The organism is Kribbella sp. VKM Ac-2569 (genome assembly GCF_004216905.1).
GTDB lineage: Bacteria > Actinomycetota > Actinomycetes > Propionibacteriales > Kribbellaceae > Kribbella.
The window spans coordinates 442,030-456,300 of sequence record NZ_SGXJ01000004.1 but is presented as its reverse complement, the minus strand read 5'-3'; the positions used below and the strand labels follow the sequence as shown (position 1 = coordinate 456,300).

13 protein-coding genes are annotated in these 14,271 nt (G+C 68.3%); 1 reads left to right on the top strand and 12 read right to left on the bottom strand.

The window, feature by feature from the left end; translation table 11 throughout:
- Window positions 1–12 precede the first annotated feature (12 nt).
- A complete protein-coding gene (locus tag EV649_RS28700) occupies window positions 13–879 on the bottom strand; it encodes an HIRAN domain-containing protein (RefSeq protein ID WP_130386720.1) in 867 nt (288 codons plus the stop codon).
- 230 nt (window positions 880–1,109) lie between these two features.
- Here EV649_RS28700 and ilvA point away from each other — a divergent pair, with 230 nt between their 5' ends.
- A complete protein-coding gene (gene ilvA, locus EV649_RS28695; RefSeq protein ID WP_130386719.1) occupies window positions 1,110–2,402 on the top strand; it encodes a threonine ammonia-lyase IlvA in 1,293 nt (430 codons plus the stop codon).
- Between the two features lie 6 nt (window positions 2,403–2,408).
- Here ilvA and EV649_RS28690 read toward each other — a convergent pair whose 3' ends face one another.
- The 11 genes from EV649_RS28690 to EV649_RS28640 all read right to left on the bottom strand — a co-directional run bounded on the left by EV649_RS28690 (window position 2,409) and on the right by EV649_RS28640 (window position 14,114).
- On the bottom strand, window positions 2,409–2,852 hold the full coding sequence (locus tag EV649_RS28690) for a hypothetical protein (protein WP_130386718.1): 444 nt from the start codon (window positions 2,850–2,852) through the stop codon (window positions 2,409–2,411).
- 70 nt (window positions 2,853–2,922) lie between these two features.
- Entirely contained in the window at window positions 2,923–3,165 is a 243-nt protein-coding gene (locus EV649_RS28685) for a LuxR C-terminal-related transcriptional regulator (RefSeq protein WP_130386717.1), read from the bottom strand.
- Between the two features lie 5 nt (window positions 3,166–3,170).
- Window positions 3,171–4,592, bottom strand: a complete 1,422-nt coding sequence (locus EV649_RS28680; RefSeq protein ID WP_130386716.1) for a rhamnulokinase family protein — start codon at window positions 4,590–4,592, stop codon at window positions 3,171–3,173.
- Window positions 4,589–5,989 carry an L-fucose/L-arabinose isomerase family protein gene (locus EV649_RS28675; protein WP_130386715.1) on the bottom strand — a complete coding sequence of 467 codons (1,401 nt, stop codon included), beginning with the start codon at window positions 5,987–5,989 and terminating at the stop codon, window positions 4,589–4,591. The genes EV649_RS28680 and EV649_RS28675 overlap by 4 nt, the downstream gene beginning before the upstream one ends.
- A 9-nt stretch (window positions 5,990–5,998) precedes the next feature.
- Window positions 5,999–8,032, bottom strand: coding sequence for a bifunctional aldolase/short-chain dehydrogenase (locus EV649_RS28670; protein ID WP_130386714.1), 2,034 nt, complete (start codon window positions 8,030–8,032; stop codon window positions 5,999–6,001).
- A gap of 6 nt (window positions 8,033–8,038) precedes the next feature.
- Window positions 8,039–9,202 (bottom strand): L-rhamnose isomerase, encoded by a 1,164-nt coding sequence (gene rhaI / locus EV649_RS28665; RefSeq protein ID WP_130386713.1) that lies wholly within the window; start codon window positions 9,200–9,202, stop codon window positions 8,039–8,041.
- A complete protein-coding gene (locus tag EV649_RS28660) occupies window positions 9,199–9,546 on the bottom strand; it encodes an L-rhamnose mutarotase (RefSeq protein WP_130386712.1) in 348 nt (115 codons plus the stop codon). The genes rhaI and EV649_RS28660 overlap by 4 nt, the downstream gene beginning before the upstream one ends.
- A gap of 10 nt (window positions 9,547–9,556) precedes the next feature.
- A complete protein-coding gene (gene rhaS / locus EV649_RS28655) occupies window positions 9,557–10,624 on the bottom strand; it encodes a rhamnose ABC transporter substrate-binding protein (protein ID WP_130386711.1) in 1,068 nt (355 codons plus the stop codon).
- A 13-nt stretch (window positions 10,625–10,637) separates the two neighbouring features.
- Complete coding sequence (locus EV649_RS28650) at window positions 10,638–11,606, bottom strand: ABC transporter permease (protein WP_130386710.1); 969 nt, start codon at window positions 11,604–11,606, stop codon at window positions 10,638–10,640.
- Complete coding sequence (locus tag EV649_RS28645) at window positions 11,596–12,612, bottom strand: ABC transporter permease (RefSeq protein ID WP_130386709.1); 1,017 nt, start codon at window positions 12,610–12,612, stop codon at window positions 11,596–11,598. Before EV649_RS28645 ends, EV649_RS28650 begins: the two co-directional genes overlap by 11 nt.
- Entirely contained in the window at window positions 12,609–14,114 is a 1,506-nt protein-coding gene (locus EV649_RS28640; protein ID WP_130386708.1) for a sugar ABC transporter ATP-binding protein, read from the bottom strand. The genes EV649_RS28645 and EV649_RS28640 overlap by 4 nt, the downstream gene beginning before the upstream one ends.
- Between the last annotated feature and the right edge of the window lie 157 nt (window positions 14,115–14,271).

The window sequence follows — 14,271 nt, the reverse complement described above, 5'->3', positions numbered from 1 at the left end:
CTGCGCAGCCGCCTAGTTGGCCTCTTTCGTGGCCCAGTAGTGCCATTGCGGGGAAGCGACTGGGGAGCGGGCCAGCCCGTCCGGCCAGGTTGCCGGCAGGTCGTGACTCCGCGCCGCGTAGAGCGTCACCTCCGATGCGCAACGGTCGCCGCGGACGGCGATCCGGGCGGCGGTCTCGGCACGCATGTCGGCGAGGTAATGGATCGCGGGCAGGAACTCGGCGCTCAGCCGCGGGCTGAGCCGGCCGACGGGTTCGTCGTCGAGCCGGATCTCGACCACGATCCGGTGCCGGTCCTGAAAGCTGTCCTCCTCCTCGATCGCGTGCATGGTGGCGTACGCCCAGCACTCGCCCTCCGCGCGGAAGAACGGCGCCAGTACGTCGGGATGCACCTCGCTGCCCGGTACGACGATGCCGCTGCCGGGCGGTAGCAGGTGAAAACTGCCCGGCGGGGGCAAATTCACCGGCATGAGCATGTGCGGCTGCCCGAGGGCGACCGCGACACTGGCGTGGAACTCGGTGCCCTGGGCGCCCTTGCCGTCCCAGTCCGCCGGCTCCCACTCACTTACCCACAGGTGGCACGGAACCTGCGGTTGCAGGCCTTGCGCCACTAGTTCTGACAGCACCGGGTGGTACCGGTGCGCGTCGTCCCTCGGCAGATAGCCGACAACCTTGCCATGCACCCGTACGGCGATCGACCGCGGGTCGAAACGGTTGTGCGGTTCCGGGACGAGGTCCGCCTCGGTGTCCAGATCTGCGCCGCGCGCCGGGATGGGGTCCGGGAACAGGCTTCTGATCGCCTGCTCGTGCGGGGCTTCCCGCACGACTTCCTGACCGCACCACAAAGCGTCGCCCCACAGACTGAACGGAATCAGTTCCATGTGCCCTCCAGTCCTCACTGACCGGCTCTACACGGCCTATCTCTCCCAGGTCCGTGGCCGTTACACCGAGTGAGCGTATGAAAACTAGACTGCCCAGTGAAGAGCCGTTTCACGCCTGGTGCAAGAGTCTGGAACGCAAAAGGTATCTGCCGGTCCGGACTGTGGACGCGAATCGTCTTGTGCAGCGAGCGAATCGGCGAAGATCGTGCAAATGCACGGGAAGGAACGTCATGCAGGGCAGTGGTTCAGTCGCTCGATCGACCGGTGGCAGCACGGTCGGCACCGTCGACGCGGCGGCGATCGAGGCCGCCATCAAGCGCTTGGACGGCGTCGCCGTCCGTACACCGTTGGAACGCAACCTCCGCCTGTCGGAGCGCACCGGCGCCCAGGTCTGGCTGAAGCGGGAGGACCTGCAGATCGGCCGTTCCTACAAGCTTCGCGGCGCCTACAACCTGATCGCGCAGCTCGACGACGCGGCCAAGGCCGCCGGCGTGGTGTGTGCGAGCGCCGGTAACCACGGCCAGGGGCTGGCGTATTCGTGCCACATGCTCGGCGTCCGCGGCAAGGTGTACGTGCCGCGGACGACGCCGCGCCAGAAGCGGGACCGGATCGCGGCGCTCGGCGGCAAGCAGATCCAGGTGATCGTCACCGGCGACACGTACGACGACGCGGCGGCCGCTGCGATCGCGGAAGCTTCCGCGACCGGGGCGACGATGGTGCCGGCGTTCGACGACCCGAGAACCGTTGCGGGACAAGGAACCGTGGCGATCGAGTTGGTGGAGCAGCTCGGCCACGCTCCCGACGTACTCGTGGTTCCGGTCGGTGGGGGCGGTCTCGTTGCGGGGGTTGCAACGTGGATCGCCGAGCGGCATCCCGGCGTACGCATCGTCGGGGTGGAGCCGGGTGGCGCGGCGTCCATGGCAGCGGCGGTCGCGGCCGGCAAGCCGGTGACGTTGCCGCATTTGGACAGCTTCGTCGACGGTGCCGCCGTACGCCGGGTTGGTGACGCGACCCTCCCACTCGTGCAGCAGGCCGGCGTCGAGCTGATGTCGGTGCCTGAAGGGCTCGTGTGCTCGGAGATGCTCGCGCTCTACCAGACCGACGGCCTGATCGCGGAGCCCGCGGGCGCTTTGTCGACAAGTGCCCTCGGCAACGGCCTCGACGTACGCCCGGGCGAGACCGTGGTCTGCCTGCTGTCCGGCGGAAACAACGATGTCAGCCGGTACGGCGAGATCCTCGAGCGCTCGTTGGTGTACGAGGGCCTGAAGCACTACTTCCTGGTGACGTTCCCGCAGGAGCCGGGCGCCCTGCGCGCCTTCCTCGACGAGACGCTCGGTCCCGACGACGACATCACGCTCTTCGAGTACGTCAAGCGCAACAACCGCGAGACCGGCGTCGCCCTGGTCGGCATCGAAATCAGTACCCGGGACGACCTCCCACTGCTGCTGTCCCGCATGGAGGCCGCCCCACTCGACATCGAGCGCATCAACCCGAACTCACCAGAATTCAGGTACTTGATCTGACGTTGCTCAACCCCGCGAGTGCTTCGGGTTCCGCGGGTCGTGCGGATGCCTGCCGTCGTCCCAGTCCGGATCGACCGGTTGCCCCTCGCGGTTCTGGGCGCCGTCGTCCGGCCAGAGGTTCTGGGCCTGGGTGCGATGCTCGTCCGATTCCGCGCGGGCGTTCTCGGCGGCATCGCGCCGCTCGGTCGCGCCGGCCGACAACCGGCGCGCCTCGGCCGTCTTCTCGTCGGCGGCCGCCTGCGCCTTGCGGGCACGCGCGTCCACCTCGTCGGCGACAGCACGCTGCTTGTCGGCCTGGGCCGAGGTTGCTCGCGCCTGCTGTTCGTGCTCGTACGCCTGCTGCTGGGCCCGATGCTGCGACTTGCGCGACATCGCGCTCGCGATCAGTGCGATCACGATGACCAGTACGGCGATCGCGACGACAATCCAGACAATGGTCATTCCGTCCATCGGTCCTCCTCGGCTCGATGATCAGAACCCCCGGTACCCGGAGCCGTCGCCGCCTAACTCGGCACCCTCCTCAGACCAGACCGCGGCGCGCGGCCCAGACGATGGCTTCGATGGCGGTGCTGAAGCCGAGGCGGTCGCAGATCAGCCGGGTGCGCCGGCGGACGGTGCGTTCGGACAGATCGAGGCGCCGGGCGACGCCGTCGACCGGGAGGCCGGTGGCGAGCAGGCGGAGGAGTTGCAGGTCGTCGTGGCTGATCTCGCGCGGCGGCACCCGGCGCGCGAGCGGTCGAAGTTCCTGGGGGAGGACGGTCATGCTGATCACCTTGTTCCGAACACCCGGGACTCGGCGGCGTCCCAGTCGGCCGGTTTACCCTGCGGGTCGTAGCGCCGCAGGCTGTGTGTGGACCGGACCAGGGCGCGCATCGCGCTCAGGTCCGGGAAGGGCTCGCCGAGAGCGCGAGCTTGGACGAGGACGTTGCCCAACGCGGAGGCCTCGACGGGCCCGGCGAGGACCGGTATGCCGCACGCATCGGCGGTGAGCTGGCAGAGCAGCTCGTTCTGCGAACCACCGCCGATCACATGCAATACGTCGACCTCTCGGTCGGCAATCGTCTGCGCTGCACGCAACGTACGGCGGTACGCGAGGGCGAGGCTCTCCAGGATGCAGCGAACCACCGCACCCCGGGACCGTGGTGCGTCCTGACCGGTTGCGCGACAGTGTTCCTCGATCCGCGCGGGCATGTTGCCCGGAGCAAGGAACTCGGGAGCGTCCGGATCGATCAGTACGGCGTACGGCGGTGCGGCGGCGGCGTCCCGCAGCAGCCCGGGCAGGTCGTCGTCGCCCCAGACCCGTTGGCATTCCTGCAGGATCCACAGCCCCATCACGTTCCGCAGGAACCGCGTCCGGCCGTCGACGCCGCCTTCGTTGGTGAAGTTCGCTTCCCGCGCGTCGTCCGTCAGGACCGGTGCATCGAGCTCGAGCCCGACCAACGACCAGGTCCCCGAGGAGATGTACGCGAACCGCTCACCCACCGCAGGCACAGCGACCACAGCCGAGGCCGTGTCGTGCGACCCAACAGCGATGACCGGAATCCCCGATGCCAACCCGGTTTCGTCCGGCAGGACAGTCCCAACCACGTCGCCAGGCTCCCGCAGTTCGGGAAAGATCCGCCGCGGCAGCCCCACCCGCGCGACCAGCTCATCGCTCCACTCACGCGTGCGCACGTCATACAGCTGCGTGGTCGAAGCGTTCGTTCGCTCAGCTCCAACCTCACCGGTCAGCCAGTACCCCAGTAGGTCGGGGATCATCAACAGCTTGTCGGCGGTCGGCAGCTTCTCGGCGGCCAGTTGGTAGATGGTGTTGAACGGGAGCTGCTGCAGGCCCGTGACGGCGTACAGCTCTGCAGCAGGGATCGTCGACAGGACGCGTTCCATCACGCCGTCGGTGCGGGAGTCTCGGTAGTGCACGGGGTTGCCCAGCAGACGACCGGCCTCGTCGAGCAGTCCGTAGTCGACTGCCCAGGAGTCGATGCCGATGCCGTCGAGCGGTCCGGCAGCCTGCAAACCCTCCAGGATCGAGCGGTAGAGGTGCATGACATCCCAGTGCAGCCGGCCGCTCACCCTCACGGGACCGTTCCAGAAGCGGTTCAGTTCACGCAACTCGAGGACGTCAGCGCCCACCTCGCCGAGCATCACCCGCCCGCTCGAGGCCCCGAGATCGACCGCTGCGACCCGCTTCACGGTGCGACCACCGTGAGGTCGAGGTGCATCAGATCGGCGACCGCGGCCAGGTCAGCAGCCCGGTGCCCCGTCCCGAGCGCCCAGTGATGCGCGACCCCGGACGCCGACCACGCGTCGGTCCACTCCCCGGGATCACACCCGAAGTCCACCCGCGACGTCGTGTTGCCGATCTGCAGCAGCGGTCCGGGTACGACGGTCCCCTCGGAAGCGATCAGGTTGAACGACCCGTCCCGCCGCTGCCCCAGACCGCACAGCGTCACCGGCCCCTGCTGTACGTCGAACTCCACCGACACGCCCCACCCGCGCTTGCCGTGGTACACCCCCAGCCCACGCAGCAACGGCTTCCGCGCCGAGATCGCCAGATGCGCCGGCCCGTCGTGCCCCATCTCGACCACGTTGTCGCGGAAGTTCAGCGCCTGCAGCTCGGTGAACGACCCACCGGCGCCGAGCTTGTCCATCACCAGCATCGCCAGCGACGTCCGCAGCTCGTACTCACCGGCCGCCGGCACACCCCTTGCCGTCAGCAACGAAGCGCCGAGGATCATCCCGGCCGCGACCCGCTCGTGCGTCTCGCCGTCGAGGCCGCGGTGGTAATAGGCCAACGAATCAAGGGAAAAGTCCTCGACCAGGCGATCCAGGGCGACCGACACCGTGGCGCCCCACCTGAAGTCGTCATCCTTCACCGAGTCGTCGAGGGTGAAGATCTCCCGGGCGAGCTCCATCCGGGCCGACGTCTCCGCGTCGGTGACCTTCTCCACCCGCACCCGAAGGTCGTCGATCTCCAGGATCTCCACATGCCCACCGAGCTGCGCGGACACCTGCGTCGGGTCGGTGATCACGTCCATCATGCCCGGATACAGATGCCCGAGCAGGCCGTGCCGTCCGTGCCGCAGGGCCGCCCGTACGCCGGCCGCCCGGATCCATCGGTCGATCCGCGCCCAGGCCCGCTCGTCCTCCAGGTAGCCGGACACCGACCGGAAGTCGATCCCGCACCGCTCGAACGCGTTCGCCATCTCCGGCAGCGGACAGGCGCCGCAGTACGCGAGCCAGGCGCCGGTGTCGAAGGTCGCGTGATCCATGGCCTCGGTCGGCTGCAGGTTCAGCAACAGCACCGGCGCCCCGCTGCGCTGGGCAACAGGGACCAGCATGGACGCCGTCATGTACGTCGTGAGGAAGCCGACGATCAGATCACAGTCCGCCGCCCGCAGCTTCTCCGCTGCCGCCGCACCTTCCTGCGCGTCGGAGATGAACCCGACGTCCACCACCTCGCAGTCCAGCGCCGAGAACCGCTCTGAGACCCGGCGAGCCGAGGCCTGCAGTTGCGGCAGCAGGTCCGGGAACTGCGGCCAGTACGCACCCAAGCCGCCCGCGACCAACCCGATCCGACTCTTGACCATCAGACACCCCTAGCGCAGGAATGCGGCGGCCACGCCGGCGTCGACGGGGATGTGCAGGCCGGTCGTGTGCGTCAGGTCCCCACCGGTCAGCGCGAACACCGCGGCCGCGACGTTCTCCGGCAGCACCTCACGCTTGAGCAGGGTCCGCTGCGCGTAGTACGCACCGAGTTCCTCCTCCGGTACGCCGTACACCGCAGCCCGCTTCGCGCCCCAGCCGCCGGCGAAGATCCCGGATCCGCGGACGACGCCGTCGGGGTTCACGCCGTTGACCCGGACCCCGTACTCGCCGAGATCGGCCGCGAGCAGCCGGACCTGGTGGGCCTGATCCGCCTTGGCGGAGCCGTACGCGACGTTGTTCGGGCCCGCGAACACCGAGTTCTTACTGGAGATGTAGACGATGTCGCCGCCCATCCCCTGGTCGATGAGCACCTTCGCGGCCGCCCGAGAGACCAGGAACGAGCCCTTCGCCATCACGTCGTGCTGCAGGTCCCAGTCGCGATCCGTGGTCTCCAGCAACGACTTCGAGATCGACAGCCCGGCGTTGTTGACGATCAGGTCGACACCGCCGAACGCCAGCACCGCCTCGCCCAACGCCGCCTCGACCGCGTCCGCCGACGACACGTCCGCGCCGACCGCGACGGCTACATCCGTGGATCCGATCTCCTTCGCCACCGCCTCGGCCGCAGCCTGGTCGAGGTCCGCGACGACAACGCACGCGCCCTCGGCGGCCAGCCGTTGCGCGATCGCCTTGCCGATGCCCGACCCGCCGCCGGTCACGAAGGCGACGCGGGTGGCGAGCGGCTTCGGACGAGGCATCCGCTGCAGCTTCGCCTCCTCCAGCGCCCAGTACTCGATCCGGAACTTCTCCCGCTCGTCGATCGGCGCGTACGTCGACACCGCCTCGGCGCCCCGCATCACGTTGATCGCGTTCACGTAGAACTCGCCGGCCACCCGCGCGGTCTGCTTGTCCTTCCCGAAACTGAACATCCCGACGCCCGGCACGAGCACGATCGCCGGGTCGGCGCCCCGCATCGCCGGGCTGTCCGCCTCGGCAAAAGCCTGGTAGTACGCCTCGTAGTCCTCCCGGTACTGGGTATGCAGTTCCTTCAGCCGGGCAACTGCTTCGTCCACCGACGCGGACGGCGGCAGGTCGAGTACGAGCGGGCGGACCTTGGTACGAAGGAAATGGTCCGGGCAGGACGTGCCGAGTTGGGCGAGCCGCTGGAGCTTCTCGCGCGACAGGAACTCGAGTACTGCATCCGAGTCGGTGAAGTGGCCGACCTGTGGTTTGTCCGTTGACGCCAGCCCGCGGATAACTGGCGCAAGGGCAGCTGCCCGCTCCCGGCGGTCCTGTGCGGGCAGGGGTTGGTGGCTGGGGACGATCGCGCCGAACGGCTCGGCGACGCCGCGATCCGCCAGGAAGCGTTCCGCCGTACGGATGATCTCCAGGGAGTTCGCCTCGCACTCCTCGGACGTATTGCCCCACGCTGTGATGCCGTGGCCTCCCAGAATGCAGCCGATGGCCTGCGGGTTCTCCCGCTTCACGGCCGCGATGTCCAGCCCGAGCTGGAAACCGGGCCGGCGCCACGGCACCCACACCACGCGGTCGCCGAAGCATTCCGCGGTCAGCTTCTCGCCGTCCGCCGCGGTCGCCAGCGCGATCCCGGAGTCCGGGTGCAGATGGTCGACATGAGGGGCATCGACCAGCCCGTGCATCGCGGTGTCGATCGACGGCGCCGCACCGCCCTTCCCGTGCAGGCAGTAGTCGAACGCGGCGATCATCTCGTCCTCACGGTCCACGCCCGGGTACACGTCGACGAGCAAGTTCAACCGGTCGATCCGGAGCACAGCCAGGCCTGCCGAGGTGAGGGTGCCCAGATCACCACCGGATCCCTTCACCCACAGCAGGTCGACGGGCTGCTGGGTGACCGGGTCCGTTTCGGTGCCCTTCGCCGACGTGTTCCCGCCGGCGTAGTTCGTGTTACGCGGATCGGCACCCAGTCGGTTGCTACGCGCAACGAGCTCGGCTGCAGTGTCGGTCATCGGTGCTCATGCTCCCCATCCGGCCTGCTGGCCGTCGGCTCGGTCTTTGGTGATCTGCTCGAAGTAGCCGCTGCGCTTGTACGCCGCGACCGGGTCCGCGTCCAGGCCCTGCGACTCGCGCAACTCGGCGAGCAGCGGCCGGACATCGGTGTTGTAGGCATCCATCAGGGCCGCGTTCGCACCCAGCACGTCGCCCGACTGCTGAGCGGCCCGCAGTACGTCGCGGTCGACCAGCAGCGCCTTCGCGGTAGCCTCCTGGACGTTCATCACCGAGCGGATGATCGCGGGGATCTTCTCCTCGATGTTGTGGCACTGGTCGAGCATGAACGCGATCCCGCGGTCCGGGTCGAGCGCGTCGCCGCGGACGATCTCGTTCATGATCCGGAACAGCTGGAACGGGTCCGCGGCCCCGACCATCAGGTCGTCGTCGGCGTAGAACCGGCTGTTGAAGTCGAACGCGCCGAGCTTCTTCGTCCGGAGCAGGAACGCCACGATGAACTCGATGTTCGTCCCCGGCGCGTGGTGCCCGGTGTCGATACAGACCGTTGCCTTCGGCCCCAGTTCGAGACAGTGCGCGTACGACGTACCCCAGTCCGGAACGTCCGTGGTGTAGAAGGCCGGCTCGAACAGCTTGTACTCGAGCAGCATCCGCTGATCGTCACCGAGCCGGTCGTACACCTCCCTCAGCGCGGTCGCGAGCCGGTCCTGCCGGTCCTGAATGTCGTCCTGGCCGGGGTAGTTGGTGCCGTCGGAGAACCACAGCTTCAGGTCGCGAGACCCGGTCGCGTCCATGATGTCGACACATTCGAGCAGGTGATCCGTGGCCTTCCGGCGTACCGCGGGATCCGGGTTGGTGACGCTGCCCAGCTTGTAGTCGTCGTCCTGGAACACGTTGCTGTTGATCGCCCCGAGCCGGACACCCTGCTCCTTCGCGTACGCCGCCAGCGCCCCGTAGTCGTCGACCTTGTCCCAGGGGATGTGCAGCGCCACGCTCGGCGCGACCCCGGTGTACTTGTGGACGACGGCCGCGTCGGCGATCTTCTCCTCCGGCGACCGCGGCACCCCAGGCTGGCTGAACACCTTGAACCGGGTGCCGGAGTTCCCGAACGCCCACGAGGGCAGCTCGATCTCTTGCCGGCTGAGGGCGGCCTTCACGGCTTCGGTCGTCATGGTTGGTCCCCTTCAGGATTCAATGCAGTCAGATGGAAGATCTCGGGCAGCAGCAGGAACGACTCGTCCGGCGGCCGGCCGTCTATGCCGGTAAAGAATTCGGTCATCTGGGCTTGCCAGCGGGTGTTGACCTCGGTCGCCGCCATCGCCTTCTGCGCGGCCTCCAGGTCCTCGGACTCGACGTACCCGATCAGCAGGCCGTCGTCGCGGAGGAAGAGCGAGTAGTTGTGCCAGCCCGAGTCCCGCAGCGCGGCCTGCATGTCCGGCCAGACGTTGCGGTGCCGTTCGACGTACTCGTCCAGGCGGTCCGGGCGGACCTGGAGGCAGAAGCAGTAGCGATTCACGAAGGAGCCCTCAGAAGTTGAACTTGTCGATGTTGGCGGCGGTGAACTCGGTCGGCGGGCCGAGGACGATCTCACCGTCGGCGCCGACGGTGTACTCGCCGAGCTTTCCGGCCTTGAACTTCTCGCCCTGGGCGCCGGTGATCTGACCGGAGCTCAGTGAGGCGCCGGCATACGCAGCCAGGTACCCGATGTCGGCCGGGTTCCAGAGCGCGAACTTCTTCACCGTGCCGTCCTTGACGAACTTGCGCATCTGGTTCGGCAGGCCGAGACCGGTGATGGCCACCTTGCCCTTGTAGTTCGACGCGCTCACGTAGCGGGAGGCGGCCGCGATACCGACTGTGGTCGGCGAGACGATCACCTTGAGGTTCGGGTACGACTGCAGCAGGCCCTGCGCCTCGGTGAACGACTTCTGGTCGTCGTCGTTGCCGTAGGCGATCTTCACCAGCTTCAGCTTGGCGTTCTCCGGCTTGGCCAGCTCGGTCTTCATCACCTCGATCCAGGAGTTCTGGTTCGTGGCGTTCGGGGTCGCGGACAGGATGGCGATCTCACCAGAACCGCCGGCCAGTTCGCTCGCCATCTTCACCAGGCTCTCGCCGATGCCCTGCGTGGTGGCCTGGTTGATGAACGCGTCCCGGCAGGTCTTGGCCGCGTCCGAGTCGAAGGTGACGACCTTGATCCCGGCCTTGCGGGCCTGGTTCAACGACGGGCAGACCGCGTTCGGGTCGTTGGCCGCGACCACGATCACGTTCTGCTGCTGCTGGATGAGCGTGTTGATGTAGCTGACCTGCGACGACGCGCTGGCGTCGTTCGGGCCGACCAGCTTGTACTCCCCCTTGAGCTCGCCGACCGCGACCTTGCCGCCGCCGACCTCGACGTCGGTGTACGGGTTGTTCAGCTGTTTGGGCAGATAGGCGATCTTCAGGCCCTCTTTGAGCGGGGCGTTCGGATCGGCTTTGGCCGAGGTGTTCGTCGGCGCCGCCGTGTTCTGGCCTTCCGTGCTGGACTTCGTCGTACCACCGCATGCGCTCAGAGCCAGCGCGAGGACGGCCAGCACCGCCAGGTTCTTCCGGTTGGTCATTGGTTCCACCCCTTCAATTACGACGCAGTCGGTTGGCGAGGTTGGGGCCGAGGACCGAGGCGATCAGCAGTACGCCGGTCACCACGTTGAGGGCCTCGTTGGACACGTCGGACAGCCGCAGTGCGTTCTGCAGCGAGCCGAGGAGCACGACACCGGCGACCACACCGGCGAGCGCGCCCTTACCGCCGAAGATCGAGACGCCGCCGAGCAGGACGGCGGCGACCACGGCGAGTTCCAGGCCGGCGCCGTTGTCGGCGCGGGCGCTGGAGTAGCGCAGCGTCCACAACACCCCGGCGAGACCCGAGACGAGGCCGCCGGCGACGTACAGCCAGAACTTCAGCCGACCCGGGCGGACGCCGGCGAACCGCGCGGCCTGCTCACTCGCGCCGACCGCGAACACGGCCCGGCCGACCGGCGTCGCGTGCAGGACCACGCCGAACACGACGGCCAGGACGACGATGATGATCAGCACGTTCGGGAACGGCGTACTGCCGATCGTGCCGGTCACCCAGTCGGTGTACGCCGGCGGAAAGTCGGCGACCGCGCTGTCGCCGAGGACGACGAAGGCCAGGCCGCGGTACAGCGCGAGCGTGCCGATCGTGACCGCGAGCGACGGCAGGCCGAGGACCGTGACGAAGAAGCCGTTCACCGCGCCGAGGACCGCGCCGAGCAGCAGGCAGAGCGGGATGATCGTCTCGATCGGCTGGTTCGCGTTCCACAGGTAGCCCATCACCGCGCTCGACAGGCCGAGTGTGCTGGCGACCGACAGGTCGATCTCGCCGGTGACGATGACCAGCGTCATCGGCAGCGCGATGATCGCGATCGGCAGGACGTCGAGGACCAGGAAGCCGAAGTTCTGCGACGTACCGAAATTGTCGACGGTCACGGCGGCGACGATCAGGACGACGACGGTGATCGCGATGATCGCGACGTTCCAGTTCGCGAACCGCGCCATGCGGGTGGCCGTGAGCTCAGCGGACATGAGAGCTCCGCTTCTTCAGGCTCGCCGCGACCCGGGCGGCGACCAGACGATCGGCGCCGATCGCCAGCAGGATCAGCGCACCGACGATCGCCTGCTGCCAGAACTGGTTGATCTCGAGGACGGCGAGTGCACTGCCGATCGTGGTCAGCAGGAGCGCACCGAGCGCGGCGCCCCAGACGGTGCCGCTGCCGCCGAAGACTGCCACGCCGCCCACCACGACGGCCGCGACGACGTTGAGCTCGTAGCCGGTCCCGGCCGCCGCGTCGATCGTGCCGAACCGCGCGGCGAAGAGCACGCCAGCGAGCCCGGCCAGCCCGCCGCTGACGACAAAGGCACCGACCGTACGGCGGCCGGCCGGGATGCCGGCGAGCCGCGCGGCATGCGGGCTCGAGCCCATCGCGTACAACTCCCGGCCCATCCGGTAGTTGCGCAGGACGACGCCGGTCACCACGAGCACCAGAACCGCCAGCAGTACGAGGTACGGGATCCCGATGGCGGTCGCGTTGCCGAAGTCGAGGAACCCGGACGGCAGTTCGTCGGCGTTGATCTGGCTGCCGCCCGCCCAGAAGTACGTGACACCACGGACGACATACAGGGTGCCGAGGGTGACGACCAGGGCGGGGACGTTGCCGTAGCGGACCAGGACCCCGTTGAGTCCGCCGCACACGACACCGACTCCGGCGCCGACCAGGAGTGCGAGCACCACCGGGAGGTTGTTGCCTTGCAGCAACGTGCCGACGGTGAAGGCACTCAGGCCGAGCACTGAGCCGACGGAGAGGTCGATGTTGCGGGTGATCACCACCACGGCCTGGCCGACCGCCAGAACGGCCAGGATCGCGGTGTTGAGCAGGATGTCGCGGATGCTCTGCCCGGACAGGAAGCGCGAGTTGGACGTCGCCGTCACCGCGACCAGAAGCGCCAGCGCGATGACGATGCCGAGCTCGCGAGCACGCAGTACGGCATCGAGCGAGGAGCGCCGCGGGGCAGGCAGTTCGACAGCGGTCATAAGGCCGCCTCCTGCCCGGTCGCGGCGAACATGACGGCTTCCTCGGTGGCCTCGGCGCGGCTGAGCTCCGCGACCAGGCGGCCCTCGCGCATCACCAGTACGCGGTCCGCCATCCCGAGCACCTCGGGCAGCTCGGACGACACCATCAGCACCGCGACGCCGTCAGCTGCCAGCGACGACATCAGCCGGTGGACCTCGGCCTTGGTGCCGACGTCGATCCCCCGCGTCGGCTCGTCGACGATCAGGACCTTCGGCTTGGTCGCCAACCACTTGGCCAGCACGACCTTCTGCTGATTGCCACCCGAGAGCGTCCCGACCTCGTCGGAGAGCCGTCCGTACTTCGTCTTCAGCCGGTCGGCCCATTCCTTCGCGGACCGTCGTTCCCGGCTGCCGGTGAGGAAGCCGAGCTGCGACAGCGATCGCGACCGGGGCAGCGTGACGTTGCGTTCGATCGAGAGCTCCATCACCAGCCCCTGCTGGCGACGATCCTCTGGTACGAGCGCGACACCGGCCGCCATCGCTCGCTTCGGTGAACCCGGCGGGAGGATCTTCCCGCCCACCTCGACCGTGCCGGAGTCGCGCGGATCGACGCCGAAGATCGACTGCACGACCTCGGACCGGCCGGATCCGACCAGGCCGGCCAGCGCGACGATCTCGCCTGCGCGGACCTCGAACGACACGTCGGCGTACACCGGGTCTCGGGTCAGGTTGCGGACGCTGACGGCGACCGCGCCGGGTTCGACGTCCTGCTTGGGGAAGAGCGCGCCGAGGTCGCGGCCGACCATCTTGCGGACCATCCCGTCGACGGTGAGGTCGCTGAGGAGGTCGGTCGAGACGTGCCGGCCGTCGCGCATGATCGTGACCCGCTGGCAGAGCGCTGTGACCTCCTCGAACCGGTGCGAGATGAACATCACCGCGGCGCCGTCGTCGCGCAGTGACCGCGCGACCGCGAACAGTCGCTCGACCTCGACGCCGGTCAGCGCCGCGGTCGGCTCGTCCATCACGACCACGCGGGCGTCGGCGGACAGCGCCTTGGCGATCTCGACCAGCTGCTGGTCGGCGATCGACAGACCGCGGGCCGGACGGTTCGGATCGATCGACACGCCGAGCCGGGTGAACAGCTGGGCGGCCTGGCGGACCATCGCGGCCCGGTCGATGGTTTTGAAACGACCCAGCGGCTGGCGGCCCATCGCGATGTTCTCCGCGACGGACAGGTCCGGGAAGAGCGTCGGCTCCTGGTAGATGACGGCGATCCCGGCGGCCTTGGCGTCGGCCGGGGTGGTCAGGTCCTGCGGGCGGCCGTCCAGTTCGATCGTCCCGGCGTCCGGGCGGTGCACGCCGGCCAGCATGTTCACGATCGTTGACTTCCCGGCCCCGTTCTCACCGACCAGGGCGTGCGCCTCACCGCCGTACAGGTCGAAGGAGACGTCCCGGACCGCGGCGACCGCTCCGAAGGACTTCGACACCTCTCGCACCCGCAGGATCGGCGAACCGTCGGACATGGTCACCTCCGTCCCGGGCCAGGAGTTTGGATGAAAGGTTTCAAGAGAGTGCCATGACGCTAAGCTCGCGCCCCAGGGGCCGTCAAGAGCCTGCCCGGGATTTGCGGCCGATCCCGGACTGGTACTGCGGAGAATCTGCAGGGAGCGGGTATTCTGC

Excerpts from the sequence above, each read along its gene's own strand:
- EV649_RS28700 (WP_130386720.1), bottom strand. The coding sequence starts at position 879 with ATGGAACTGATTCCGTTCAGTCTGTGGGGCGACGCTTTGTGGTGCGGT.
- ilvA (WP_130386719.1), top strand. The coding sequence starts at position 1,110 with ATGCAGGGCAGTGGTTCAGTCGCTCGATCGACCGGTGGCAGCACGGTC.
- EV649_RS28690 (WP_130386718.1), bottom strand. The coding sequence starts at position 2,852 with ATGGACGGAATGACCATTGTCTGGATTGTCGTCGCGATCGCCGTACTG.
- EV649_RS28685 (WP_130386717.1), bottom strand. The coding sequence starts at position 3,165 with ATGACCGTCCTCCCCCAGGAACTTCGACCGCTCGCGCGCCGGGTGCCG.
- EV649_RS28675 (WP_130386715.1), bottom strand. The coding sequence starts at position 5,989 with ATGGTCAAGAGTCGGATCGGGTTGGTCGCGGGCGGCTTGGGTGCGTAC.
- EV649_RS28670 (WP_130386714.1), bottom strand. The coding sequence starts at position 8,032 with ATGACCGACACTGCAGCCGAGCTCGTTGCGCGTAGCAACCGACTGGGT.
- rhaI (WP_130386713.1), bottom strand. The coding sequence starts at position 9,202 with ATGACGACCGAAGCCGTGAAGGCCGCCCTCAGCCGGCAAGAGATCGAG.
- rhaS (WP_130386711.1), bottom strand. The coding sequence starts at position 10,624 with ATGACCAACCGGAAGAACCTGGCGGTGCTGGCCGTCCTCGCGCTGGCT.
- EV649_RS28650 (WP_130386710.1), bottom strand. The coding sequence starts at position 11,606 with ATGTCCGCTGAGCTCACGGCCACCCGCATGGCGCGGTTCGCGAACTGG.
- EV649_RS28645 (WP_130386709.1), bottom strand. The coding sequence starts at position 12,612 with ATGACCGCTGTCGAACTGCCTGCCCCGCGGCGCTCCTCGCTCGATGCC.
- EV649_RS28640 (WP_130386708.1), bottom strand. The coding sequence starts at position 14,114 with ATGTCCGACGGTTCGCCGATCCTGCGGGTGCGAGAGGTGTCGAAGTCC.